Here is a 22,886-nt window from a genome sequence, read left to right as displayed (position 1 = left end):
TGTGCGAAAACAATCGCGCTTTTGACAGTCCCGCCATGCAGGAATCGCAACGACTTGTGACGGCCCGCGTGCTTCCGCTCTGGCCGATGTTCTCTTTTCGTGCTAACCCTGCGCCAAGCATAACGAAACGAGGCACGGGTGATGCGGGTGATCGGGATCGATCCGGGGTTGCGAAATCTCGGATGGGGGGTGATCGAGATGGAGGGCTCGCGCCTGCGCCATGTCGCGAACGGCATTCTGCATTCGGCCGGGCCCGATCTGTCCAAGCGCCTGCTTGCGCTGCATGAGGGCCTGAGCGCGGTGATCGCCACCCACGCCCCCGAGGCGGCGGCGGTGGAACAGACCTTCGTCAACAAGGATGCAGTGGCGACGCTGAAGCTCGGTCAGGCGCGCGGGATCGCGCTGCTCGCCCCGGCACAGGCGGGTCTCGAGGTCGGCGAATATGCCCCCAACGCGATCAAGAAGACCGTGGTGGGCGTGGGGCATGCCGACAAGGTTCAGGTGCAGCACATGGTGCGCCACCAGCTGCCCGGCGTTCAGTTCGAGGGGCCGGATGCGGCCGATGCGCTGGCGATCGCGATCTGTCATGCCTTCCATCTGCAATCGGCCGCCCGCATGGGGGCCGCGCAACTGTCGCGCGCGGCCCTCGGCGCCACGCAACGGAGGCGCGCATGATCGGCCGGATCGCAGGCACCATCATTCACCGCGCGCTCGACCATGTGATGATCGATGTGCGCGGGGTGGGCTATATCGTTCATGTCAGCCCGCGTACCGCGCAGTCGCTGCCCCCCGCGGGAGAGGCCTGCGCGCTCTATACCGATCTGCTCGTGCGCGAAGACCTGCTGCAACTTTTCGGCTTCCCGACCTTGCTGGAAAAGGAATGGCACCGGCTTCTGACCTCGGTTCAGGGGATCGGGGCGAAGGCTTCGCTCGCGATCCTCGGAACGCTCGGGGCGGAGGGCCTGGGCCGGGCGATCGCGCTGGGCGACTGGGCGGCGGTGAAATCCGCCCCCGGCGTCGGCCCGAAGCTGGCGCAGCGGGTCGTGATGGAACTCAAGGAAAAGGCCCCCAGCGTGATGGCGATGGGGGCGGAGCTGACCGTCGATGCCGCCCCCGAGGTGATCGAGGACATGCCCGCCGCGACGAGGAAACCCGCCAGGGCGCCCGCCGCCCCGCCAAAGGTGAATTTCACCGCCGAGGCGATCTCTGCGCTCACCAATCTCGGTTACGCGCCCGCCGATGCGGCCGGCGCGGTGGCGCAGGCCAGCGACGATCCCGAGGCCAGCGACACCGCGAAACTCATCCGCGCCGCGCTGCGGCTTCTCGCTCCGAAGGACTGACCCTCTTCCTCTTGATCCAAATATCCCGGGGGGGCGGGGGCAGAGCCCCCGCTTGCTCCGGCCCGCCAAAGGCGCGACAGTAGATGACGATGAGTGAACCCGACCCCACGCTCCGCCCCGACAGGCTCCCCGAGGATGCCGATCGCGCCCTGCGTCCGCAGGCGCTCGAGGACTTCGTGGGCCAGGCCGAGGCGCGCGCCAATCTGCGCGTCTTCATCGAGAGCGCGAAGATGCGCGTCCAGGCGATGGATCACACGCTGTTTCACGGCCCGCCCGGTCTGGGCAAGACCACGCTGGCGCAGATCATGGCGCGCGAGCTGGGCGTGAATTTCAAGATGACCTCGGGGCCGGTGCTCGCGAAGGCGGGCGATCTGGCCGCGATTCTCACCAATCTCGAGGCGCGCGACGTGCTCTTCATCGACGAGATCCACCGGCTCAACCCGGCGGTCGAGGAAGTGCTCTACCCCGCGATGGAGGATTTCGAGCTCGATCTGGTGATCGGCGAGGGGCCCGCCGCGCGCACCGTCCGGATCGAATTGCAGCCCTTCACGCTGGTCGGCGCGACGACCCGGCTCGGGCTGTTGACGACCCCGCTGCGCGACCGGTTCGGGATCCCGACGCGGCTGCAATTCTATACCGAGGACGAGCTCGATCTGATCGTGAGCCGCGGGGCGCGGCTCCTCGGTATCGCTTCCGAAGCCGCCGGCACCCGCGAGATCGCGAAACGCGCCCGCGGTACGCCGCGGATCGCCGGGCGGTTGCTGCGCCGGGTCGTCGATTTCGCGCTGGTCGAGGGTGACGGGCGGCTCACGCGCGAGATCGCGGACCGGGCGCTGACGCGGCTCGGCGTCGACACGCTCGGGCTCGACGGGGCGGACCGGCGCTACATGATGCTGATGGCCGAGCATTACGGCGGCGGCCCGGTCGGGGTCGAGACCCTCTCGGCCGCGCTCTCGGAAAGCCGCGATGCGATCGAGGAGGTGATCGAGCCCTACCTGCTGCAACAGGGGCTGATCTCGCGCACCCCGCGCGGCCGCATGCTGGGCGCGCGGGCGTGGCGGCATCTGGGGCTCGAGGCGCCCCGGCCCGCCGCGCCGCAGACCGATCTCTTCGGCGATGGCTAGCTTGATTGCACGCCCGCACCCCCCTATCTGCGCCCCATGAGTGATCCGCTGTCCCGTTTCGAGATCTCGGAAGAGGAGATCGACCGTGTCGTCGCCCGGTTCTACGACCGGGTGCGCGGCCATTCCATGCTCGGCCCGGTTTTCGCGGTGCATGTCCGCGACTGGCCCGCGCATGAGGCGAAGGTCGCGCAGTTCTGGAAGGGCGCGATCCTGCGCCGCCCCGGCTATGACGGATCGCCGATGCAGGTCCATCGCGCGGCGGGCAATGTCCGTCCGGGGATGTTCTCGACCTGGCTGGCGCTCTTCGACGAGGTGCTGCGCGCGGAGCTTGCGCCCGAGCAAGCCGCCGGCTGGTCGGCCCTTGCCCACAAGATCGGGGTGAGCCTGCGCCAGGGCGTGGTCGAGCGCGAAGTGCTGCCCGGCGGGATCCCGAAGCTGAAGTGAGAAGGGGCGCTGCCCCCTCTTCGCTTGCGCGAATTCACCCCCGGGATATTTGGGTCAAGAGGAAGAGCTCACGTCTCTTTCTTGCCGAAGACGCCCGTCAGCGAGCGGCTGATCAGATTGGTCACGCGCGGTTTTTTCAGTTTGCGGAAGGGCATCGGGCGGCAGACCTCCAGCGCGGCGATGCCGACCCGGGCGGTGAGCGCGCCGTTGATCACGCCTTCGCCGAAGCGGCGCGACAGTTTCGAGACCAGATGGCCACCGGTCACCGTCTCGATCAGGTCGTCGCCCGCGGCGACCGCGCCGGTCGCGACGAGATGGGTCATCACCGTGCGGGCGAGCCGGATCGAGCCGAGCGTGCCGGCCCGTCCGCCATAGATCTCGGCGATGCGGCGGATCATCCGCAGGTTGGCGGTCAGGGCGGTTGCGACATCGGCAAGCGCGAGCGGCACCACGGCGGTGACGGTCGCGACGGTGCGGGCGGCGGCCTCGATCTCGAGCCGGGCGGCGGCGTCGAGCGGGGCCATCAGCTCGGCCTCGGCGAGCCCCATCAGCGTCTCCGTATCGAGCACCTCGTCCACACGTTCGGCCAGACGGGCGCGGGCCCAATCCATTTCCGGCCGGGCGGCATAGAGCCCCGAGACATGGGTGACGACCTTGCGGGCGCGCGAGAGATCGTCATGGGTGAGCGAGTCCGCCACCTCGCGATGGACCTTGTCGAGCCGGGCAAGCCGGGCGAAGGCGGCGATTTCGCGCCCCGCGATCAGGAGCGCGCCGAGGGCGAAGGCCGCGATCAGCGCGGTGCCGATCCAGCCGAGGATCGGGTGGGTGGCGAAGAGCCCGTCGACGAAACGCCACAGCGCGACCGAGACGAGAAACCCCACCAGGGCCACCGCCGCGCGCCAGAAGAAGCGCGTGACCGGCGAGGCGCGGCGCGCCCCGAGCCGCGTCGCGATCTGCATCGCGCGGCCCTCGAGATGGGTCTCGTCGGTCGGGATATCCTCGATCGGGGCGGCCTCGGCGGGCGAGGGAGCCTCGTCGATCTCGATCATCACCGGTTTCTTCATAGCTTGTCCCCGATCAGGAAATCGGCCGCGCGGTCGAGCCGGATATGGGGCGGACCCTCGCCGGGTCTGAGGATCACCGGGGCGGGGACGAAATTCATGATCGAATAATCCTCGTCCAGCCAGCGATCGGCGCCGCGTGCGGCCGGTGCCAGAAGCTGCGCGGGATCCCCGGGCAAGTCGCCGGGATAGAGCGCGACCGATTTGCCGCTCTCGAGACGGCCGCGTATCGCGGGCAGGTCCGCGCCTTCATGGGCAAGCATTTCCTCGGTGGTGCAGCGCAGCGCGGCGATCGAGAGCGCGAGCGTTCTCGCGCCCGCGAAATCGGCGCGGTCCCTGGCCTCGCGCAGGAGCGCCCCGGTGATCGCGGTGAGCCGCGCGTGCTGGCTGTGATGCAGATGGTCGGCCTTGGTCGCGGCGAAAAGGATGCGCTCGACCCGCCTGGCCCCCAGAAGCGAGGTCAGCCAGCCCGCCCGGCCGGGGCGGAAGGCGGCAAGGATATCGGCCATCGACTGGCGCAGATCGTCCAGCGCGGCGGGGCCCGCATGGATCGCCCCGAGCACATCGACGAGCACGACCTGCCGGTCGATCTTGGCGAAATGGTCGCGGAAGAAGGGTTTGACGACCTCGCGCTTATAGGCGTCGTAGCGGCGCTCCATCTCGCGCCGGAGCGAGCCGCGCGGCGCCTCGCCTGCTGGCAGCGGCGCGAAGGTCAGAGCCGGGGAACCCGCCATTTCGCCGGGCAGCAGGAAGCGGCCCGGCGTGCAGTCGGAGAAGCCCGCAGCGCGCGCGGCCTCGAGATAACCGGTGAACCCGGCCGCCAGCGCCTTGGCGACGGGTTCCGAGAATTCCGCTGTTCCCTCGGCCGCCCGGGCCTGCGCGAGGTAATCCGCGCCTTGCGGGCGCCGGGGCAGGCGGGCGAGTGCCTCTTCGGACCATTCGGAATAGCTTTTCTCCATCAGGCCGAGGTCGAGTAACCATTCGCCCGGGTAATCGACGATGTCGAGATGGACCACGCGAGGCCCCCGCACTGCACCCAGTATTCCGCGCGGCTGGATCCGGAACGAGAGCCGCAGTTCCGAGACCGCGCGCGTGCCCTCGGGCCAATGCGGCGCGGGACCGGTGAGCGCTGCGAGATGGCTCTCGTAATCGAAGCGCGGCACCGTGTCGTCGGGCTGCGGCTGGAGGAAGGCGGCGGTGATGTCGGAGGCCCCGCTCAGCGCCGGCATCCGCCCCCGGTCCAGCAGGTTGGCCACCAGCGAGGTGATGAACACGGTCTTGCCTGCGCGCGACAGCCCCGTCACGCCGAGCCGGATCACCGGTTCGAACAGCGCCTCCGAAACCGAGGCGCCAAGGTCCTCGATCCCGCGTGTGATCCCGTCCGCGATGTCGGAAATGCCCAAATGCCCGTTCCTCTCTGCCTCGCACTCAAGATAGGCAGGGCGGGGGCGCGAGGGAAGAGAGGGCGGACATTTGCCCGCCCCCGCGATATCCGCCTCAGACCGAGAGGCAGATATATTTCAGCTCGAGATAGTCGTCGATCCCGTGGCTCGAGCCTTCACGGCCCAGCCCCGATTGCTTCACCCCGCCGAAAGGCGCGACTTCGGTCGAGATGATGCCGGTATTGACGCCGACGATCCCGTATTCGAGCCCTTCCTGCACCCGGGTGATGCGGCCCACGTCGCGGGCGTAGAAATAGGAGGCGAGCCCGAAGATCGTCGCATTGGCCTTCTCGATCGCTTCCTCTTCGGTGTCGAACCTGAACAAAGGCGCGACCGGACCGAAGGTTTCCTCGGTCGAGACCTTCATGTCTTGGGTGACGCCGGTCAGCACGGTCGGCTCGAAGAAGGTGCCGCCGATCTCGTGGCGCTTGCCGCCGGTGACGACCGCGCCTCCGCCCTCGACGACGTCCTTGATATGCTCCTGCACCTTCTCGACGGCCTCCTCGTTGATCAGCGGCCCGGCTTCGGTGCCCGCCTCGAGCCCGTCGCCGACCTTCAGCTTCGCGACCGTCTGCGCGAGCTTCTCGGCGAAGGCGTCATAGACCCCGGCCTGAACGTAGATCCGGTTCGCGCAGACGCAGGTCTGGCCGTTGTTGCGGAACTTCGAGGCCATCGCGCCTTCGACCGCGGCATCGAGATCGGCGTCGTCGAAGACGATGAAGGGGGCGTTGCCGCCAAGCTCCATCGAACATTTCATCACCTGATCGGCGGCCTGACGCAGAAGGATCCGCCCGACCTCGGTCGAGCCGGTGAAGGTCAGTTTGCGCACGGTGTGATTCTCGCAGAATTCCTTGCCGATATCGGAGGCTTTCGACGAGGTGATCACCGACAGGATTCCCTTGGGCAGGCCCGCGCGTTCCCCCAGAACCGCCATCGCGAGCGCCGAGAGCGGCGTCTCGGAGGCCGGGCGGCAGACGAAGCCGCAGCCCACCGCGAGCGCCGGGCCCGCCTTGCGCGCGATCATCGCATTGGGGAAGTTCCACGGCGTGATCGAGCCCACGACGCCCACCGGCTGCTTGATCACGGTGATCCGCTTGTCGCGCTGGTGACCGGGGATGGTCTCGCCATAGACGCGCTTGGCCTCCTCGCCGAACCATTCGATGAAGCCCGCGCCATAGGCGATCTCGCCCTTGGCCTCGGCCAGCGGCTTGCCCATCTCGGCGGTGAGGATCTTCGCGAGGTCCTCCTGGTTCGCCATCATCAGGTCGAACCATTTGCGCAGCACCGCGGCACGTTCCTTGCCGGTGCGCGCGGCCCAGTCCTTCATCGCGATGCGGGCGGCCTCGATGGCGCGGGCGGTCTCGGCGCGGCTCAGATCGGGCACGGTGCAGATCACGTCGCCGCGCGCGGGGTTCGTCACGTCGAAGGCGGAGCCGTCATCGGCATCGACCCACTCCCCCGCGACGAAGGCCTTGGTCGCCAGCAGCGAGGGGTCCTTGAGGATGGATTTGAGATCGGTCTTGTCGTCGAGCATGGGGTCCTCCGGTGTCTTGGGCGATAGGGTCGCCCTCTCAAAGCGGGCCGGTCGCGGCCGGTCGGTAGAGTGTCTTCCAGCTGGGTTGCGGATCGCCGGGTCGCGCTTGCGCCTCATAGATGGCCCGGGCGATCGCACGGGCAAGGGTGCAGGCAGCGGCATGGCCAAGCTGGAAAATATCGCGGACGGGGTCGGCGAGCGGGCGTTCGCCGGTCGCCGCGGCGAAGACGAGATCGCCGTCGAGCAGACTATGCGAGGGCACGATCGCGCGCGCCATCCCGTCCTGCGCTGCGGTCGCGAGCCGGGTCGCCTGAGCCTGGCTCAGCGCGGCGTCGGTCGCGACGATCGCGATGGTGGTGGCCTCGCCCTGACGCTTGAGGGGCTCGGGTTCCGCGTCCGGGGCGATCCGGCTGACCGGTCCCAACCCGCCGAATTCGCCGCCCAGCTCCCACGGCGCCGCCCAGAAGCGCGGGCCGCCGGGTTCGGTCACCGAACCGAGCGCATTGACCGCGACCAGAGCGCCGATCGTGTAGCCGCTCTCGAGCACCGCCGAGGCCGAGCCGAGCCCGCCCTTGAGCGTGCCGGTCATCGCTCCGGAACCCGCCCCCGCCGAGCCGAGGGCGAAATCCTCGGCTGCAGCCTGCAACGCGGCGCGCCCGAGGCCGGGATAGGGATTTTCCCTCCAGTCCTTCGCGCCGCCATTCAGCAGATCGAAGAGGATCGCGCCGGGCACGATCGGCACCCGCTGATCGCCCACCGCGAAGCCGCGCCCCTGCGCCCGCAGCCCCGCCATCACCCCGTCGCAGGCCCCGAGCCCGAAGGCCGAGCCGCCCGAGAGAACGAGCGCATCGACCTCCTGCACCAGACGGTCCGGGGCGAGCAGGTCGGTCTCGCGCGTGCCCGGGGCGCCTCCCATCACCGAAATCGCCGCGGTGAAGGGGCGCTCGCCCAGGAGGACGCTCACGCCCGAGCGCAGGCCCGCCTCCTCGGCATTGCCCACGCGCAGCCCCGCGACATCGGTGATCAGGTTTCTCGGGCCAGGTACCATCTTCCTCTTGATCCAAATATCCCGGGGGACCTCCGAAGGACGGGGGGCAGCGCCCCCTCCCAAGTTCAGATGCAGCGCCCGCCATCGACCTCCATCGCGACGCCGGTGATCATGCTGGCCTCGTCCGAGCACAGGAACAAGGCTGCATTGGCCATGTCCTCGGGGGTCGAGAAACGGCCGAGCGGGATCGTGGCGAGGAATTTCGCGCGGATCTCGGGCGTATCCTCGCCCATGAAATTCTTCAGAAGCGGGGTCTCGCCCGCAACCGGGTTGATCGCATTGACGCGGATGCCCTCGGGGGCGAGCTCCACCGCCATCGCCCGGGTCGCGGTGATCATCCACCCCTTCGAGGCATTGTACCAGTTGAGCCGGGGCCGGGGGCTCACCCCCGCGGTCGACGCGACGTTGAGGATCGCCCCCGCGCCCTGGCGCTTCATCACCGGCACGATATGGCGCGCGGTGAGATAGACCGATTTCGCGTTCACCGCCATCACGCGGTCGAACTCCTCCTCGGTCACCTCTTCCATCGGTTTCGGCAGATGCGTCGTGCCGGCATTGTTGACGAGGATGTCGATGCGCCCGAAGGCCTCCATCGCGGCCTGCGCCATCGCGGCGACCTCCGCGTCGCTACTGACATCGACTCGGCAGGCGATCCCGCCGATCTCTTCCGCCACCGCCCGGGCGGCCTTGTCGTTCAGATCGGCCACCATGATGCGCGCGCCTTCGGCGGCGAAGCGGCGAGCGATGCCCGCGCCGAAGCCCGAACCCGCCCCGGTGACGATCGCGGTCTTGTCCTGAAGTCTCATCGCTATCTTCCCCCCGGAGCGCACTCTGGCAGATGCGCGGGCAGGCGCAAGGGGGCGCCGCCCCCTCTTCCTGCTCGCTCACCCCCGGCGTATTTCGGAGCGGGAGAAGATCCTATCCGTGCCAGGCAGCGATGGTCTTGAGGCTCGAGAAGCCATAGAGCGCCTCGAAGCCCTTCTCGCGGCCATGGCCCGATTTCCCGGTGCCGCCGAAGGGCAGCTCGACGCCGCCGCCCGCGCCGTAATTGTTGAGAAAGACCTGGCCCGCGCGCAGGCGTTTCGCCAGTCGCATCACGCGCGACGCATTCTCCGACCAGACCGAGGCCACGAGCCCGTAATCCGTCCCGTTGGCGATCGCGACGGCCTCCTCCTCGTCCTCGAAGGGGATCACGATCTGGGCGGGGCCGAAGATCTCTTCCTGCGCGAGGCGATGCGCGGCATGTCCGCCCCCGATCAGGGTCGGGGCGACGTAATGTCCGGCCGCCGGGACGTCATCCGCGATCGTGCCCTGCGCCGCGATGGTAAGATCCGAGGCGAGGCGCAGATACCCTTCGACGATTTCCTTCTGCCGCGCCGAGATCAGCGGGCCGAGATCGCGATCGCCGAGCGCGGGACCGACCACGAGCCCGCGGTAGCGCGCGGCCATGCGCTCGAGCACCTCGTCATAGCGCTCGCGCGCGACCAGGATGCGCGAGGCGGCCGAACAGGTCTGGCCTGCATTCTGGATCCCGGCATTGACGAGGAAGGGCAGGGCGCGGTCGAGATCGGCATCGGCGAAGACGAGCTGGGGCGACTTGCCGCCGAGCTCGAGCGTGACCGGGACCACGTTCGCGGCCGCCGCCGCCTGGATGAGCTGCCCCACCGCGACCGAGCCGGTGAAGGAGATATGGTTCACGCCGGGATGGGCCGAGAGCGCGGCGCCGGCCTCCTCGCCCAGCCCGGGCACGATATTGACCGCGCCCGCCGGCATTCCCGCCTCCTCGGCGATCCGCGCGAAGGCGAGCGCGGTGAGCGAGGCTTCCTCGGCCGGCTTGATCACGGTGGCATTGCCCATCGCGAGCGCCGCGCCGACCGAGCGGCCGATGATCTGCATCGGGTAGTTCCACGGCACGATATGGGCGGTGACCCCATGCGGTTCGCGCAGGGTATAGGCGGTATAGCCGTCGAGATAGGGGATGGTCTGGCCCATCACCTTGTCCGCCGCGCCGCCGTAGAATTCCAGATAACGCGCGAGCGCGGCGACGTCGGCGCTGGCCTGACTGAGCGGTTTTCCCACATCCATCGCCTCGATCGTGGCAAGCTCCTCGCCCCGCGCGGTGACGAGCGCCGACATCCTCATCAGGATGCGGCCGCGTTCCGCCGCGCTCATCCGTCCCCATGCGCCCTCGAGCGCATTTCGCGCCGCCGCGACCGCCGCATCGATCTCGCCGCGCCCGCCACGGGCGATTTGCGCCATTTCCCGCCCATCTGACGGGTTTTCGACGGAAACTGTCTCATTTGCGGCTTGCCATTCGCCGCCGATCAGCATTTGTTGCGGGTCGAACCAAAGGGGCAGGGTCATGCGGGGCTTTCTCCGGGAAAAGTCGGGTCCGGCGCCAAGCTCCGCCGGGTTTCACGCCGCGTCAAGGGGGGCGGCTTTCCGCCGAACGGATGCATTCACATTCATGTTAGTGTGAGCCGAGGGAACTTTTCCCTATTTAGTGCTTTGGTAGAGCGAGACCGGGCGCGGGGGCGCCTTATGAGAGAGACAGGAAGTTACAAGTGACCGTGAGTTCTATCACACGCAAGCGAGCGATTCGTCCCGTGATTCTGCTTGGCGTCGCCGGGCTTCTGGCCGCCTGTGCGAGCGAGCCGCATAGCTATGCCGCGCCGCAACCGACCCAATCCTCCAAGGCCGTGCCCGCGCATTACCAGTCGCGCGAGGATGACGGGAAGGAGATCCCGGCGGTCAACCCGAAATACCTCGTCGAGCGCAATCGCCGGCAGATCGTGCCCTATTACGGCCCCGAGGCGGTCGGCACGATCGTCGTCGATCCCTATGCGCGTTTCCTCTATTACATCACCGAGCCGGGCAAGGCCGAGCGCTATGGCGTGGCGGTCGGCCGTGAGGGCAAGGGCTTCTCGGGCGATGCGACGATCGAACGCAAGCAGGAATATCCGAGCTGGCGTCCGACCAACAACATGATCAAGGAAGACCCCGAGGTCTACGGTCCGCTCAAGGACGGCCTGCCGGGCGGTCTCGACAACCCGCTGGGTGCGCGCGCGCTCTATCTCTACGAGAACGGGCGGGACACCTATTACCGGATCCACGGCACGATGGACCCGTCCTCGATCGGCCGGGCAACCTCGGCGGGCTGCATTCGCCTCTTCAACCAGGACATCATCGATCTCTTCAGCAAGGTGCCGAAGGGGACGCAGGTGAAGGTCCGGACCCGCGAGGAAAGCCTCAAATTCGAGGGGCCGGTGGTGCAGCTTCACTCGGGTTACGTGGTTTCGGCCTATAACCAGGTCGCGATCAACGAGGATGAAGCCGCCTGGAAGGCGGGGATGATCCCCGACCAGAACAAGGTCGAGCAGGAACAGCACGCGGCCTCGGTCGCGATGGCTGAAGAGGTCGGTGCCTCGGGCGAGAATGCCAGCTCGAAGGATTGCGGTTATCCGGGTTCCGGCCCCTGCCCGGGCGGCGCCACCGCCACCAACTAAGGGCCGGCTCGGTTCGCAGAATTGCGCGGCGCGGGGGATGATCCCGCGCCGTTTTTCGTGCCGGAAGGCCCGGCTGCATACATCCCTGATGCCGCCGCGTTGCGGCATTCTTGTCTTCCCTTGCGGCGTTCGGGAAGCTAGGAGTCCACTCCAAGCAGATCAGGAGGATGCCCGATGAGCGCCACCGGAACGACGCGTCAGAAGATGCCCGCCGACATTCTCGCGATGAAGGGGGGCGCTCCGATCGTCTGCCTCACCGCCTATACCACCCCGATCGCGAAGCTGGTCGATCCGCATTGCGACCTCGTGCTGGTGGGCGACTCGGTGGGCATGGTCCTGCACGGGCTGCCCTCGACGCTGGGCGTCACGATGGAGATGATGATCCTGCACGGTCAGGCGGTCGCGCGCGGGCTTTCGAACGCGCTCATGGTGATCGACATGCCCTTCGGCTCCTACGAGGAGAGCCCCGCTCAGGCGTTTCGCAACGCGGCGCGCCTGATGGGCGAGACCGGCGCGGGGGCGGTGAAGCTCGAGGGCGGGGTGCATATGGCCGAGACGATCGCGTTTCTTGTCGCCCGTGGCATCCCGGTGATGGCGCATATCGGGCTCACGCCGCAATCGGTGAACACGCTGGGCGGCTACAAGGTGCAGGGCCGCGGCGAGGATGGCGCCCGGCTGATGGCCGACGCCCAGGCGGTGGCCGAAGCGGGCGCCTTTGCGGTGGTGCTCGAAAAGGTACCGCAAGGGCTGGCCGACCGGATCACCGCCGAGGTGGGGATCCCGACCGTCGGCATCGGCGCGGGCGCGGGATGCGACGGACAGGTGCTGGTTGTCGACGACATGCTGGGCCTCTTTACCGATTTCAAACCGAAATTCGTCAAGCGTTTCGGCGAGCTGGGCCGCGCCGCCGAGGCGGCGGTCGCCGATTACGCGGCAGAGGTGCGCGAGCGGTCCTTCCCCGCGACGGAACACAGCTTCGCCGACGAGGTGAAGAAATGACGCAGGTGATCCGCACCGCGGCCGAGCTGCGCGAAAAGGTCGCCGCGTGGAAGCGGTCGGGCATGCTCGTCGGGGTGGTGCCGACGATGGGCGCGCTGCATGACGGCCATCTGAGCCTGGCCCGCGCCGCGCGCGAGCAATCCGACCGGGTGATCGTGACCGTCTTCGTCAACCCGATGCAGTTCAACAACCCCGCCGATCTCGAGAAATATCCGCGCGACGAGGCTCATGATCTCGCGCTTCTCGAGGCCGAGGGGGTGGATGTCCTCTTCGCGCCTGGCGTCGACGAGGTCTATCCCGACGGCTTCGCGACGACGGTGTCGATCACCGGGATCACCGAGCCGCTCGAAGGCGCCTTCCGCCCCGGGCATTTCGACGGGGTGGCGACGGTATGCTCCAAGCTCTTCGGGATGACGCAGGCCGGGCGCGCCTTCTTCGGCGAGAAGGACTGGCAGCAATTGCAGGTGGTCCAGCGGCTCGTGCGCGATCTCAACATCCCGGTGCGGATCATCGGCTGCCCGACGATCCGCGAGGCGGACGGGCTCGCGATGTCCTCGCGCAATGTCCGCCTGAGCGACGCGCACCGCGCGATCGCGCCGCGGCTTCACGAGGTGATGCAGGGCGCCGCGGCGCGGATCCGCGAGGGACTGCCCGCCGAGGCCGCCCTCAACGATGCGCGCGCCGCGCTGGCGGAGGCCGGTTTCGGTGCGATCGACTATCTCGAACTGCGCACGGTGGAGGGGTTGCGCCCCGCCGCCGACCTCTCCGAGCCCGTGCGGATGCTCGCCGCGCTCTGGCTGGGCGATGTGCGCCTGATCGACAATATCGCGGTGTGAGATGCCGGGGCGGGGGCGCTGCCCCCATCTCCTTCGGAGATCCCCCCGGGATATTTGGATCAAGAGGAAAGGGCGCGATCCTGTCTTCCTCTTGACCGAAATATCCCGGGGGTGAGGGCGAAGCCCGAGGGGGCCGCGCCCCCTATCTCCCCAGCAAGTCCGCCAGCACGAGCGCCATGACCTGGGCGCTGTCGGCCATGTCCTCGATCCCTACCCATTCATCGGGCTGGTGGGCCAGTTCCAGAAGCCCGGGACCATAGGCGATGCAGTTCTTCAGCCGTCCGATCCGGTCGACATGTTTCTGGTCATAGGTGCCGGGGCTGACGACGTAACGCGCCTCACGGCCGAGAACCGCCGCGATCGCAGCGGCGGTTGAGCGAACCACCGGGGCGTCACGTTCGGTCATCGTCGGCTGAACCTCGAAGAGATCGCGGATCTCGTAGCGGAACGAGGGTCGGCCCGCCCGCACCCGCTCCATCAGCGCGGTGATCTCCGCCTTCACCTCCGCGATTTCCTCCTCGATCAGGAACCGCCGGTCGATCACGATGCGGCAGCGATCGGCCACGCAAGGGGCGGGAAGTCCGGTGTAATCGGCCCCCTGTTCCGGCTCGCCGCCATGGATCGAATTGACGTTCAGCGTCGAGGCCCGCGCGCCTTCAGGGATCACCGGCATCTCGGTGCGCTTGCCGGCCAGGAGCGGGTAGAGCGTTTCCTCCATCTCGGCGAGCACTGCGCCCATATGACGGATCGCGCTATCGCCGAGAAACGGCATCGAGCCATGGGCGATCCTTCCCTGCGTCTCGATTTCGGCCCACCAGACGCCGCGATGGCCGAGGCAGATCTGGTCCTTGTGCAAGGGCTCGGGGATGATCACATGCTGAACGCGTTCGGGCGCGAAGCGGCCCTGGCTTGCCAGATAGGCGACCCCGCCATAGCCGCCGGTTTCCTCATCCGCCGTGGCCGAGATCTCGATCGCACCGGCAAAATCGGGGCAGGCCGCGATGAAGGCCTCTACGGCGATCACGGAGGCCGCGAGCCCGCCTTTCATGTCGCAGGCGCCGCGGCCATAGATCCGGTCGCCCTCGATCTCGGCACCGAACGGATCGCGCGTCCAGCCATGACCGACCGCGACCACGTCGTGATGCGAGTTGAAATGCACGCAGTCGCCGGGTCGTGCGCCCTCGAACCGCGCGACCATGTTCCAGCGCGGGAAGCGGTCGCTGTCGCCGGGCGCGTCATGCGCGCGGATCAGCTCGGTCTGGAAACCGCGCGCGGCGAGCCGGTCGGAAAGGCATTCGCAGATCTCGAGATAGTTGCGCCCCGGCGGGTTGAGCGTCGGGATCCGGATCAGATCCCGGGTCAGCGCGAACAGCTCGTCGCGGCGGTGATCGATCTCGAGCTTGAGGCGGGTGGCGAGGTCCATGAGGTCACGCTAGCGCCGCCCCGACCCGCTCTCCAAGCGGAAAACGCATGGCTTTCGTGGCTCTGCCGCGATATTGCGGGGGACAAACCCGGCGGGGCGGCCGGGGCAGGAGGGACGAGATGAACCTGTTTCTGGGCTTCGCGCTGGTGCTTTGCATCGCGGTGGGCGGCTGGCTGTCGAAATATGAATGGGCGAAACTGCTTGCGCTGGTGCCGGTGGGGATGCTTGTGCCGGCCTTCTACATGACGGGCACATCCTGCGGTGCGGGCTTCGTGATGCATTTCATGGAAGAGGGCGTGTGCCATAACGGGTATTCTCCGCGGGTGATGTTCGCGGCCACCTATGTGCTGGCGCTGGTGCCGGTCGCGGCCTCGGCGATCGCGATCAAGCTGATCCGGCTGGCGATCGCGGCGCGCAAGAGCTGAGAACGTTGGCTGAGATGGGCAGCTGAGATGGGCGCCTGAGGCGCACCGCTCTTGCCCGGAGCCCACGGTCGCGTAGTCTTGCGAGAGGCGATAGGGAGCGGATCGGATGCTGGGCTTGGCGCGACTGGTGCTCTTCGGGCTGATCGGCCTGACGCTTCTGTTCTGGCTGGTGCGGATCTATGCGCGCTCGCTCAAGCGCGAGGCGCTCGAGGAGGACTGGGAGGAGACAGCCACGGAGGGTCGGGCCGAGCTCCCGCGCGACGCCTTTGTCGAGAAAGGGTTGCGCGCCTACGAAAAGAGCCTTCTGCGCAAGCTGATCTGGCTCGTCTATATTCTGCCGATCACGCTGATCGCGCTGGTCGTCTACCTGATGAATTACACGTGAGGGTGAGATGCGATACCTGAAATGGGGCTTCTGGCTGGTGCTGGTGGGTGTGGTCGGTGTTTTCCTGAGCTACGATCTGCCGCGCCACGACATCGTGCGCGTCGTGGGCACCGAAGTGCGGCGCGTCGATTTCGGCGAGAATTCGCTCTTCTGGGCCGCGCCCGATGTCGGCACCGCGAGCGCGACGAGCCGCGATGTGCGTTTCATCAACACGGTACGGCCCAGCGGCAAGGCCCTGGTGTTTCGCAACGAGGATACCGGCTGGGGCTGGCCGCCCTATTTCAAGCTCGACAGTTCCGATCTTCAGGCGCAGGCGGAGTCGCTCATCTCGACCAAGGCGGAACCGATCTGGGTCTCGGTCACCCGCTATGGCTGGCGCTCGCGCTGGCTGACGATCTATCCGAATGCGGTGGGAATGAAAGTCGTGCCGGGCCCGGATGCGCGGATCATCCCATGGGCCAATATCATCATCCTAACCCTGCTTGCGCTCGTGGTGCTCACGATCCGGGCGATGTGGCGGCAGTTCCGCGAACGCTCGATCGACCCGCTTCTCGAAGACGCGGAAGACGCCTGGGACGATGCGGGAGAGGGTGCGAGGAACTGGTTCGACCGGCTCTTCGGACGAAAGTGAGTGACAAGAGACCGGCCGCAGGTCTGGCGCGCCCTCTTGGAGGTTTTGAACCAGAGCGGGGAGAACAACCCGCGCCTCTTCCAAATGCACGAAATATCCCGGGGGTGAATGGCCGCAGGCCAGAGGGGGCAGAGCCCCCTCTTCGGCTTTCAATCATCATCCTCCGGCGACGCAGGGGGTAGCGCCCCCTTACTCGCCGTAAGGCACCCAGATCGTCTTGATCTGCGTCGCGCGCGACAGGAATTCGCGCCCCTGAGCGGCCGCCCAGTCGCGGTTTTCCATCACCCAGCTTGCTTTCAGGTTCCCCGCGCTTTCGGCCTCGACCATGGCGCGGCCCTCGGCGGAGCCGCAATACCACATGGCGGCGACGTCATCGTGCTGGGCCAGAGTCTTCGCGAGTTCGTCGCGCGGACCGCTGACGATATTGACCACGCCGCTGGGCAGGTCGGACGTGTCGAAGACCTGATAGAGATCGGTCGCCAGAAGCGGCATCGACTGGGCCGGGACGGCCACCACGCGGTTGCCCATCGCGATCGCGGGCAGAACCAGCGAGGCGAAGCCCAGCAGCGGCGCGGCATCGGGGCAGGCGATGCCCATCACGCCCCAGGGCTCGTTCATCGCCACGGTGATCTTCGCGCTTTGCGTCGATTTCACCGCGCCGTCGAACTTGTCCGCCCAGGCGGCGTAGTGGAAGGCACGCCGCACAGTGGCCTCGGCCTCTTTCGGGTCGTGGCCGGCCTCTTTCAGCCGTGCGGCGAATTCCTCTGCCCGCACCGCTAGATTCTCGGCGATGTAATAGAGCACCTGCGCACGGTTATGGCCGGTCTGCTTGCCCCAGCCGGAGGCCTTGTGCGCGGCCTCCACGGCGTTGCGGATATCCTTGCGCGACCCCAGCGGCGCGAGGCCCAGCTCGCGACCCTTCACGGCGATCGTGTAGCTTTGCCCGCTGTCGGGCCGGGTCTGCTTGCCGCCGATATAGAGCTTCGGCGTGCGGTCGATCGCGGCGGCGCTTGGCGTCTCGGGCGAGGGCCGGGCCGTGAAATCCGTGGCCTTGGTCTCGGGCTTTCTCTTCGGCTCCGGCACCTTGAGATAGGCCAGCATCCCTTCGCGCCCGCCTTCGCGGCCGAAGCCGCTCTCGCGCATGCCGCCGAAGCCCGCGGCCGCGTCAAACTGGTTGGTGCAGTTGATCCAGACCACGCCCGCCTTCACCTGCGCGGCGATATCCATCGCGAGCGTCACGTTTTCCGACCAGATCGAGGCGGAGAGGCCATAGCGCGTGGTATTGGCGAGCTGCACGGCCTCGGAGGGCGTGCGGAAGGTGGTGAGCGTGGCGACGGGGCCGAAGATCTCCTCGACGCTGGCGGGGTTCGCAGGCTCGGCACCGGTCAGGAGGCCGGGCGCGAAGAACGAGCCTTTCGCGGGAAGTTGCGTCTCGGGCTGGATCAGCGTCGCGCCCGCGGCTTCACCCTGCGCCACCAGGTCGCGGATCCGCGCGAGCTGGGTCGGATGCACGATCGCGCCCATATCGGTGCATTTGTCGAGCGGATCGCCGACACGCAGCTTGCCCAGCCGGGCGGTAAGGCGGGCGGTGAATTCCTGCGCAACGGCCTCGGAGACGAGGATGCGCGAGCCCGCGCAGCAGACCTGGCCCTGATTGAACCAGATCGCGTCGACCACGCCTTCGACGGCCGCGTCGAGATCGGCATCGGGGAAGACGATGAAGGGCGACTTGCCGCCCAGTTCCAGCGTCAGGGCCTTGCCGGTGCCCGCCGTGGCGCGGCGGATGATCCGGCCGACCTCGGTGGAGCCGGTGAAGGCGATCTTGTCCACCTCCGCGTCGACCAGCGCAGCGCCGGTGGCTCCGTCGCCGGTCACGATGTTCACCACACCGTTGGGCAGGCCAATCTCGGCACAGATCTCGGCGAAGGCCAGCGCGGTGAGCGAGGTGAACTCGGCGGGCTTGAGGACCACCGTGTTGCCCGCGGCGAGAGCCGGCGCCACCTTCCAGGCCAGCATCAGCAGCGGGAAGTTCCACGGGATGATCTGGCCGCAGACGCCGTGGGGCGCGTGGTTCGGGAATTCCTCGGCGACGAGTTCCGCCCAGCCCGCATGGTGGTAGAAATGGCGGATCGCGAGCGGGATGTCGATGTCGCGGCTCTCGCGGATCGGCTTGCCGTTGTCGAGCGTCTCCAGCACGGCGAGGAAGCGCGCGCGTTTTTGCAGATGGCGCGCGATCGCGTAGAGGTATTTCGCCCGCTCATGGCCTGACAGCCCGGCCCATTTCGGCGCGGCCTTGCGGGCGGCCTTCACCGCGACCTCGATATCCTTCGTGGTCCCTTGGGTGATCTGCGCCAGAGCCTCGCCCGTCGCGGGGTTCTCGGAGACGAAGGTCTCTCCCGCCTCGGTGAAGCTGCCATCGATGAAATGGCCGAAACGCCCGCGCGCCTGCAACCATGCGGTCACTTCCGAGGCGCTTTCAGGGGCGGGGCCATAATCCATCGTCTCAAGGATCTCTTTCACGGTCGGCATCTTTCCCTCAGGCGAGTGCGTGGCGGGACGAGGACGCATAGCGCCCGGTGACATGGTGTTCGAGCTGACGCTCGATATCGCCCAGAAGCGAGGAGGCGCCGATCCGGAACAGGTGCGGCTGGAGCCATTCGGTGCCCATCTCCTCGCGCATCAGGATCTGCCAGGCGAGGGCGTCCTTGGCGGTCTTGAGGCCCCCTGCGGGTTTGAACCCGATCTTGTAGCCCGTGCGCGCGCCGTATTCGCGCAGTGCGCGGACCATCGTGAGGCTGACGGGCAGGGTGGCGTTCACGCCTTCCTTGCCGGTCGAGGTCTTGATGAAATCGGCGCCCGCCTGCATCGCGACCATCGAGGCCTTGTAGACATTGCGCAGCGAGCCAAGCTCGCCCGTCGCAAGGATCGCCTTGAGATGCGCGTCGCCACAGGCCTCGCGCATCGCGGCGATCTCGTCGTAGAGCGCCTGCCAGTTGCCTTCGAGCACATGGGCGCGGGTGATGACGATGTCGATCTCGGCGGCGCCCTCCTCGACGGCGTAGAGGATTTCGGCCAGCCGCAGGTTCATCGGCATCAGGCCCGCCGGGAAGCCCGTCGCGACCGAGGCGACGGGGATGCCGGTCCCGTCGAGCGCACGCACCGCGGCGCGCACCATCGTCGGGTAGACGCAGACCGCGCCGGTCTGGACATGATCGAGCCCGAGCCCGTCGAGGATGTGATCGGCCAGCGGCCGCTTGGCCTTGGCACAAAGCCGGGCCACGCGGGCTTCGGTATCGTCGCCTGCCAGCGTCGTGAGGTCGATGCAGCGGATCGCGTTCACGAGCCAGGCCGCCTGCCACTCCTTCTTGAGCGAGCGCCGGGTGGTCAGCTGGGCCGCGCGGTTCTGCGCGGCGGGCGTGTTGACGGCGATCCGGTCAAACCAGGAGAGGTTGAGCGGCATGCCGGGATTGCGCGGCACGGAGGGATGGGATGTTGGGGAAGCCATGATGGGTCCGACTGAAAATCTTTCCGAAAGCTAGCGAAGGCCGGGTCACGATTCAACCATTTGGTCAAAACCGGACGCAGCGGAACGCGTGCATGCGCGCGGACATCTTGCACCGCCTGTCCGAAATGGGAAACCCCGCCCGGGCAGGGGCGGGGTCGAACAAGCTTCGAAAGAGGCCGGTGTCAGGCGTTCGCGGCGCGGATCTGCTCGGCGGCTTCCTTGTTGAAGGTCACGCCCTTGGTCTCGAAGAGCTGGTCGAGCTCACCCGAAAGGGTCATCTCGGTGATGATGTCGCAGCCGCCCACGAACTCGCCCTTGACGTAGAGCTGCGGAATGGTCGGCCAGTCCGAGTAATCCTTGATGCCCTGGCGGATATCCTGATCGGCCAGCACGTTCACATCCTTGTAGGTCACGCCCATGAAGTTCAGGACGCCCGCGACGCGGCTCGAGAACCCGCATTGCGGCATCTCCTTGGTGCCCTTCATGAAGAGAACGACGTCGTTCTCGGCGATGTCCTGTTTGATCTGGTCTTGCGCGCTCATAGCTCAGGTCCTTTCTGCGCCCTGAATTCGGGCGCGTGCATCATCAATCGGGCGCTTTGGTCGTCAGCGCGAGCGCATGCAGCGCCCCGTCCGGACCGTCCATCGCGCCCTTCAGCGCGGCATAGACCGCGCGCTGTTGCTGGACGCGGTTCTTGCCGCGGAAACTCTCGTCGATCACCTCGGCTGCCCAATGGTTGCCGTCCCCCGCAAGGTCGGTGATCGTGATCTTGGCATCGGGGAATTCCGCCCGGATCAGGGCTTCGATGTCATGCGCTTCCATCGGCATAAATAGGGCTCCTCGTCCTTTGGGGCAAATCTAGGTCCCCGGACGGCAAGTCGCAAGGGGATGGGGGGCGTGGGACGCGCGTGGCGCGACGCGTGGCGCGCAGGAAAAGAGGGCGCGATTGGGCCGCGCCCTCGGGTCGGTTCAGCCTTCGACCGCGGCCTTGAATGCGCTGCGGTAGAGGTCCGAGAGCTCTGCGAGCGGCGCGCTGTCGGAGCCGAAGCTCACCGTATCGCCGCCGAAGCGACCGACGGTGGTCAGCGTCACCTCGGCCTTGCGGGCCTCGACCATCAGCGCCTCGGCCTGATCGAAGGAGCAGACCACCAGATAGCGGGCCTGATCCTCGCCGAAGAGCGTCGCGATATCGTCCGCATCGAGCGTGACGCCGATACCGGCAGCCTCGGCCATCTCGAAGGCCGCCAGTGCCAGCCCGCCATCGGCAAGGTCGGTCGCGCCTTTGACCAGCGCGCGGTTGTCGCGCAGGAACTCGCCGTTGCGTTTCTCGGCCTCAAGATCGACCTCCGGTGCGTCACCCGCCTCGATGCCGAAGGCCTCGAAGGCCAGCGCGGACTGCGCGAGATGCCCGTTGGTCTCGCCGATCACCATCGCCACGTCGCCCGCCTGCGGCAGGCCCGCGATCAGCTCGTCGAGCGAGTTGAGCAGGCCCACGGCCCCGATCGTGGGCGTGGGCAGGATGCCGGTGCCGTCGGTTTCGTTGTAGAGCGAGACATTGCCCGACACGATCGGCATGTCGAGCGCACGCACCGCCGCGTCGATGCCTTTGATCGCACCCACGAACTGGCCCATGATCTCGGGCTTCTCGGGGTTGCCGAAGTTCAGGTTGTCGGTGGTGGCGAGGGGCTTCGCGCCCACCGCGGTCAGGTTGCGATAGGCCTCGGCCACGGCCTGCTTGCCGCCTTGATACGGGTTCGCCTTGACGTAGCGCGGGGTCACGTCGGCGGTGAAGGCCAGTGCCTTCTCGGTGCCATGTACGCGCACCACGCCCGCGCCCAGACCCGGGCGGCGCACGGTGTCGCCCATCACCTGCGTGTCGTATTGCTCGTAGACCCAGCTCTTGTCGGCATAGTTGGGCGAGCCGATCAGCGCCCTGAGCGCGTCGATCGCGCCGATTTCGGGCAGCTCGGGAGCGGCGCCGGCGGCGGGCGTCTCGACCCAGGGGCGGTCATATTCGGGGGCTTCGGAGGAGAGTTTCGAGAGCGGGAGATCCGCCTTCACCTCGTTGCCGTGGATGATCAGGAAGCGGTCCTCGGCGATGGTTTCGCCGACGATGGCGAAGTCGAGATCCCATTTCTCGAAGATCGCCCGCGCCTCGTCCTCCTTCTCGGGGTTGAGCACCATGAGCATCCGCTCCTGGCTTTCCGAGAGCATCATCTCGTAGGCGGTCATGTCGACTTCGCGCTGCGGCACCGAGTCGAGCTGCAGCTTGACGCCCAGACCGCCCTTGTCGCCCATTTCGACGGCCGAGCAGGTCAGGCCCGCCGCGCCCATGTCCTGGATCGAGATCACCGCGCCGGTCTGCATCAGTTCGAGGCAGGCCTCGAGCAGGCATTTCTCGGTGAAGGGGTCGCCGACCTGAACGGTGGGGCGCTTCTCCTCGATCGTGTCGTCGAACTCGGCCGAGGCCATCGTCGCGCCGCCCACACCGTCACGGCCGGTCTTGGCGCCGAGATAGACCACCGGCATGCCGATGCCCGAGGCCGCTGAGTAGAAGATCTTGTCGGCATCCGCGAGGCCCGCCGCGAAGGCGTTCACGAGGCAGTTGCCGTTATAAGAGGGGTGGAAGCGGACTTCGCCGCCCACATTCGGCACGCCGAAACAGTTGCCGTAGGAGCCGACGCCCTCGACCACGCCTTTCACGATATGCGAGGTCTTGGGGTGGTCGGGCATGCCGAAGGACAGGCTGTCCATCGCCGCGATCGGGCGCGCGCCCATCGTGAACACGTCGCGCAGGATGCCGCCGACGCCGGTCGCCGCGCCCTGGTGGGGCTCGATATAGGAGGGGTGGTTGTGGCTCTCCATCTTGAAGACCACGGCCTGCCCGTCGCCGATATCCACAACGCCCGCGTTCTCGCCCGGACCGCAGATCACCTGATCGCCCTTGGTATGCAGGGTGCGCAGCCATTTCTTCGAGGACTTGTAGGAACAATGCTCGTTCCACATCGCCGAGAAGATGCCAAGCTCGGTGAAAGTGGGTTCGCGGCCGATGATTTCGAGGATCCGATCATACTCATCGGGTTTCAGTCCATGTGCGGCGATGAGATCGGGCGTGATCTGCGGCTCGTTCATGCGGGTCCTCCGGGCAGCGGGTTTGGCGCACCTATTAGGCCAATCCTCGCA

General features: G+C 67.4%; 22 protein-coding genes. 10 read left to right on the top strand and 12 right to left on the bottom strand.

Going from position 1 to position 22,886, the window contains the following annotated elements:
• Positions 1–141: 141 nt before the first annotated feature.
• From ruvC to DW2_RS07380, 4 genes are all read left to right on the top strand, one after another.
• A complete protein-coding gene (gene ruvC / locus DW2_RS07395) occupies positions 142–675 on the top strand; it encodes a crossover junction endodeoxyribonuclease RuvC (RefSeq protein ID WP_038145014.1) in 534 nt (177 codons plus the stop codon).
• The gene (gene ruvA / locus DW2_RS07390) at positions 672–1,340 is read left to right on the top strand and encodes a Holliday junction branch migration protein RuvA (protein WP_038145012.1); all 669 of its coding nucleotides are present in this window, start codon (positions 672–674) and stop codon (positions 1,338–1,340) included. Before ruvC ends, ruvA begins: the two co-directional genes overlap by 4 nt.
• Positions 1,341–1,429: 89 nt before the next feature.
• Positions 1,430–2,464: a Holliday junction branch migration DNA helicase RuvB gene (gene ruvB, locus DW2_RS07385; RefSeq protein ID WP_038145147.1), complete on the top strand. Its 1,035-nt coding sequence runs from the start codon at positions 1,430–1,432 to the stop codon at positions 2,462–2,464.
• Between the two features lie 36 nt (positions 2,465–2,500).
• Positions 2,501–2,908, top strand: coding sequence for a group III truncated hemoglobin (locus DW2_RS07380; protein WP_038145009.1), 408 nt, complete (start codon positions 2,501–2,503; stop codon positions 2,906–2,908).
• A 68-nt stretch (positions 2,909–2,976) separates the two neighbouring features.
• Here the strand turns inward: DW2_RS07380 and DW2_RS07375 are convergent, their stop codons facing one another.
• The 6 genes from DW2_RS07375 to DW2_RS07350 form a co-directional block, all read right to left on the bottom strand.
• The gene (locus DW2_RS07375) at positions 2,977–3,972 is read right to left on the bottom strand and encodes a YcjF family protein (protein WP_038145008.1); all 996 of its coding nucleotides are present in this window, start codon (positions 3,970–3,972) and stop codon (positions 2,977–2,979) included.
• On the bottom strand, positions 3,969–5,372 hold the full coding sequence (locus DW2_RS07370; RefSeq protein WP_038145006.1) for a YcjX family GTP-binding protein: 1,404 nt from the start codon (positions 5,370–5,372) through the stop codon (positions 3,969–3,971). The genes DW2_RS07375 and DW2_RS07370 overlap by 4 nt, the downstream gene beginning before the upstream one ends.
• A 94-nt stretch (positions 5,373–5,466) precedes the next feature.
• Positions 5,467–6,945 (bottom strand): NAD-dependent succinate-semialdehyde dehydrogenase, encoded by a 1,479-nt coding sequence (locus DW2_RS07365; protein ID WP_038145005.1) that lies wholly within the window; start codon positions 6,943–6,945, stop codon positions 5,467–5,469.
• A gap of 37 nt (positions 6,946–6,982) precedes the next feature.
• Positions 6,983–7,993, bottom strand: a complete 1,011-nt coding sequence (locus DW2_RS07360; protein WP_038145003.1) for a P1 family peptidase — start codon at positions 7,991–7,993, stop codon at positions 6,983–6,985.
• Positions 7,994–8,058: 65 nt separating this feature from the next.
• The gene (locus DW2_RS07355; RefSeq protein ID WP_038145002.1) at positions 8,059–8,799 is read right to left on the bottom strand and encodes an SDR family oxidoreductase; all 741 of its coding nucleotides are present in this window, start codon (positions 8,797–8,799) and stop codon (positions 8,059–8,061) included.
• Between the two features lie 112 nt (positions 8,800–8,911).
• Positions 8,912–10,357: an aldehyde dehydrogenase family protein gene (locus DW2_RS07350; RefSeq protein WP_038145001.1), complete on the bottom strand. Its 1,446-nt coding sequence runs from the start codon at positions 10,355–10,357 to the stop codon at positions 8,912–8,914.
• 242 nt (positions 10,358–10,599) lie between these two features.
• On the opposite strand from DW2_RS07350, the gene DW2_RS07345 reads away from it, so the two are divergent.
• From DW2_RS07345 to panC, 3 genes are all read left to right on the top strand, one after another.
• On the top strand, positions 10,600–11,499 hold the full coding sequence (locus DW2_RS07345; protein WP_337588235.1) for a L,D-transpeptidase: 900 nt from the start codon (positions 10,600–10,602) through the stop codon (positions 11,497–11,499).
• A 174-nt stretch (positions 11,500–11,673) separates the two neighbouring features.
• A complete protein-coding gene (gene panB / locus DW2_RS07340) occupies positions 11,674–12,498 on the top strand; it encodes a 3-methyl-2-oxobutanoate hydroxymethyltransferase (RefSeq protein WP_038145000.1) in 825 nt (274 codons plus the stop codon).
• On the top strand, positions 12,495–13,334 hold the full coding sequence (gene panC, locus DW2_RS07335) for a pantoate--beta-alanine ligase (protein ID WP_038144998.1): 840 nt from the start codon (positions 12,495–12,497) through the stop codon (positions 13,332–13,334). Before panB ends, panC begins: the two co-directional genes overlap by 4 nt.
• A 142-nt stretch (positions 13,335–13,476) precedes the next feature.
• On the opposite strand, the gene DW2_RS07330 is transcribed toward panC, so the two are convergent.
• Positions 13,477–14,757 (bottom strand): acetylornithine deacetylase/succinyl-diaminopimelate desuccinylase family protein, encoded by a 1,281-nt coding sequence (locus DW2_RS07330; RefSeq protein ID WP_038144996.1) that lies wholly within the window; start codon positions 14,755–14,757, stop codon positions 13,477–13,479.
• Between the two features lie 119 nt (positions 14,758–14,876).
• Here DW2_RS07330 and DW2_RS07325 point away from each other — a divergent pair, with 119 nt between their 5' ends.
• From DW2_RS07325 to DW2_RS07315, 3 genes are all read left to right on the top strand, one after another.
• Positions 14,877–15,182 carry a hypothetical protein gene (locus DW2_RS07325; protein ID WP_038144994.1) on the top strand — a complete coding sequence of 102 codons (306 nt, stop codon included), beginning with the start codon at positions 14,877–14,879 and terminating at the stop codon, positions 15,180–15,182.
• 106 nt (positions 15,183–15,288) lie between these two features.
• Positions 15,289–15,567 (top strand): hypothetical protein, encoded by a 279-nt coding sequence (locus DW2_RS07320; protein WP_038144992.1) that lies wholly within the window; start codon positions 15,289–15,291, stop codon positions 15,565–15,567.
• Positions 15,568–15,574: 7 nt separating this feature from the next.
• Complete coding sequence (locus DW2_RS07315; protein ID WP_038144991.1) at positions 15,575–16,198, top strand: DUF1523 family protein; 624 nt, start codon at positions 15,575–15,577, stop codon at positions 16,196–16,198.
• A 189-nt stretch (positions 16,199–16,387) separates the two neighbouring features.
• Here the strand turns inward: DW2_RS07315 and DW2_RS07310 are convergent, their stop codons facing one another.
• From DW2_RS07310 to purL, 5 genes are all read right to left on the bottom strand, one after another.
• On the bottom strand, positions 16,388–18,727 hold the full coding sequence (locus DW2_RS07310; protein ID WP_038144990.1) for an aldehyde dehydrogenase family protein: 2,340 nt from the start codon (positions 18,725–18,727) through the stop codon (positions 16,388–16,390).
• A 7-nt stretch (positions 18,728–18,734) separates the two neighbouring features.
• A complete protein-coding gene (deoC, locus tag DW2_RS07305; RefSeq protein WP_038144989.1) occupies positions 18,735–19,703 on the bottom strand; it encodes a deoxyribose-phosphate aldolase in 969 nt (322 codons plus the stop codon).
• Positions 19,704–19,885: 182 nt separating this feature from the next.
• Entirely contained in the window at positions 19,886–20,245 is a 360-nt protein-coding gene (grxD, locus tag DW2_RS07300; protein WP_038144988.1) for a Grx4 family monothiol glutaredoxin, read from the bottom strand.
• Positions 20,246–20,288: 43 nt separating this feature from the next.
• Complete coding sequence (locus DW2_RS07295; protein WP_038144987.1) at positions 20,289–20,531, bottom strand: BolA/IbaG family iron-sulfur metabolism protein; 243 nt, start codon at positions 20,529–20,531, stop codon at positions 20,289–20,291.
• 141 nt (positions 20,532–20,672) lie between these two features.
• Positions 20,673–22,835 (bottom strand): phosphoribosylformylglycinamidine synthase subunit PurL, encoded by a 2,163-nt coding sequence (gene purL / locus DW2_RS07290; RefSeq protein WP_038144986.1) that lies wholly within the window; start codon positions 22,833–22,835, stop codon positions 20,673–20,675.
• Between the last annotated feature and the right edge of the window lie 51 nt (positions 22,836–22,886).

Origin of the sequence: Thioclava atlantica, assembly GCF_000737065.1 — a bacterium.
Taxonomy (GTDB): domain Bacteria; phylum Pseudomonadota; class Alphaproteobacteria; order Rhodobacterales; family Rhodobacteraceae; genus Thioclava; species Thioclava atlantica.
This window is presented reverse-complemented; position numbering and strand designations above follow the sequence as displayed.

What these genes read in the sequence shown, in the direction of transcription:
- ruvC (WP_038145014.1), top strand. Translation starts at nt 142, where the DNA reads ATGCGGGTGATCGGGATCGATCCGGGGTTGCGAAATCTCGGATGGGGG.
- ruvA (WP_038145012.1), top strand. Translation starts at nt 672, where the DNA reads ATGATCGGCCGGATCGCAGGCACCATCATTCACCGCGCGCTCGACCAT.
- ruvB (WP_038145147.1), top strand. Translation starts at nt 1,430, where the DNA reads ATGAGTGAACCCGACCCCACGCTCCGCCCCGACAGGCTCCCCGAGGAT.
- DW2_RS07380 (WP_038145009.1), top strand. Translation starts at nt 2,501, where the DNA reads ATGAGTGATCCGCTGTCCCGTTTCGAGATCTCGGAAGAGGAGATCGAC.
- DW2_RS07375 (WP_038145008.1), bottom strand. Translation starts at nt 3,972, where the DNA reads ATGAAGAAACCGGTGATGATCGAGATCGACGAGGCTCCCTCGCCCGCC.
- DW2_RS07365 (WP_038145005.1), bottom strand. Translation starts at nt 6,945, where the DNA reads ATGCTCGACGACAAGACCGATCTCAAATCCATCCTCAAGGACCCCTCG.
- DW2_RS07360 (WP_038145003.1), bottom strand. Translation starts at nt 7,993, where the DNA reads ATGGTACCTGGCCCGAGAAACCTGATCACCGATGTCGCGGGGCTGCGC.
- DW2_RS07355 (WP_038145002.1), bottom strand. Translation starts at nt 8,799, where the DNA reads ATGAGACTTCAGGACAAGACCGCGATCGTCACCGGGGCGGGTTCGGGC.
- DW2_RS07350 (WP_038145001.1), bottom strand. Translation starts at nt 10,357, where the DNA reads ATGACCCTGCCCCTTTGGTTCGACCCGCAACAAATGCTGATCGGCGGC.
- panB (WP_038145000.1), top strand. Translation starts at nt 11,674, where the DNA reads ATGAGCGCCACCGGAACGACGCGTCAGAAGATGCCCGCCGACATTCTC.
- panC (WP_038144998.1), top strand. Translation starts at nt 12,495, where the DNA reads ATGACGCAGGTGATCCGCACCGCGGCCGAGCTGCGCGAAAAGGTCGCC.
- DW2_RS07330 (WP_038144996.1), bottom strand. Translation starts at nt 14,757, where the DNA reads ATGGACCTCGCCACCCGCCTCAAGCTCGAGATCGATCACCGCCGCGAC.
- DW2_RS07325 (WP_038144994.1), top strand. Translation starts at nt 14,877, where the DNA reads ATGAACCTGTTTCTGGGCTTCGCGCTGGTGCTTTGCATCGCGGTGGGC.
- DW2_RS07320 (WP_038144992.1), top strand. Translation starts at nt 15,289, where the DNA reads ATGCTGGGCTTGGCGCGACTGGTGCTCTTCGGGCTGATCGGCCTGACG.
- DW2_RS07315 (WP_038144991.1), top strand. Translation starts at nt 15,575, where the DNA reads ATGCGATACCTGAAATGGGGCTTCTGGCTGGTGCTGGTGGGTGTGGTC.
- DW2_RS07310 (WP_038144990.1), bottom strand. Translation starts at nt 18,727, where the DNA reads ATGCCGACCGTGAAAGAGATCCTTGAGACGATGGATTATGGCCCCGCC.
- deoC (WP_038144989.1), bottom strand. Translation starts at nt 19,703, where the DNA reads ATGGCTTCCCCAACATCCCATCCCTCCGTGCCGCGCAATCCCGGCATG.
- grxD (WP_038144988.1), bottom strand. Translation starts at nt 20,245, where the DNA reads ATGAGCGCGCAAGACCAGATCAAACAGGACATCGCCGAGAACGACGTC.
- DW2_RS07295 (WP_038144987.1), bottom strand. Translation starts at nt 20,531, where the DNA reads ATGCCGATGGAAGCGCATGACATCGAAGCCCTGATCCGGGCGGAATTC.
- purL (WP_038144986.1), bottom strand. Translation starts at nt 22,835, where the DNA reads ATGAACGAGCCGCAGATCACGCCCGATCTCATCGCCGCACATGGACTG.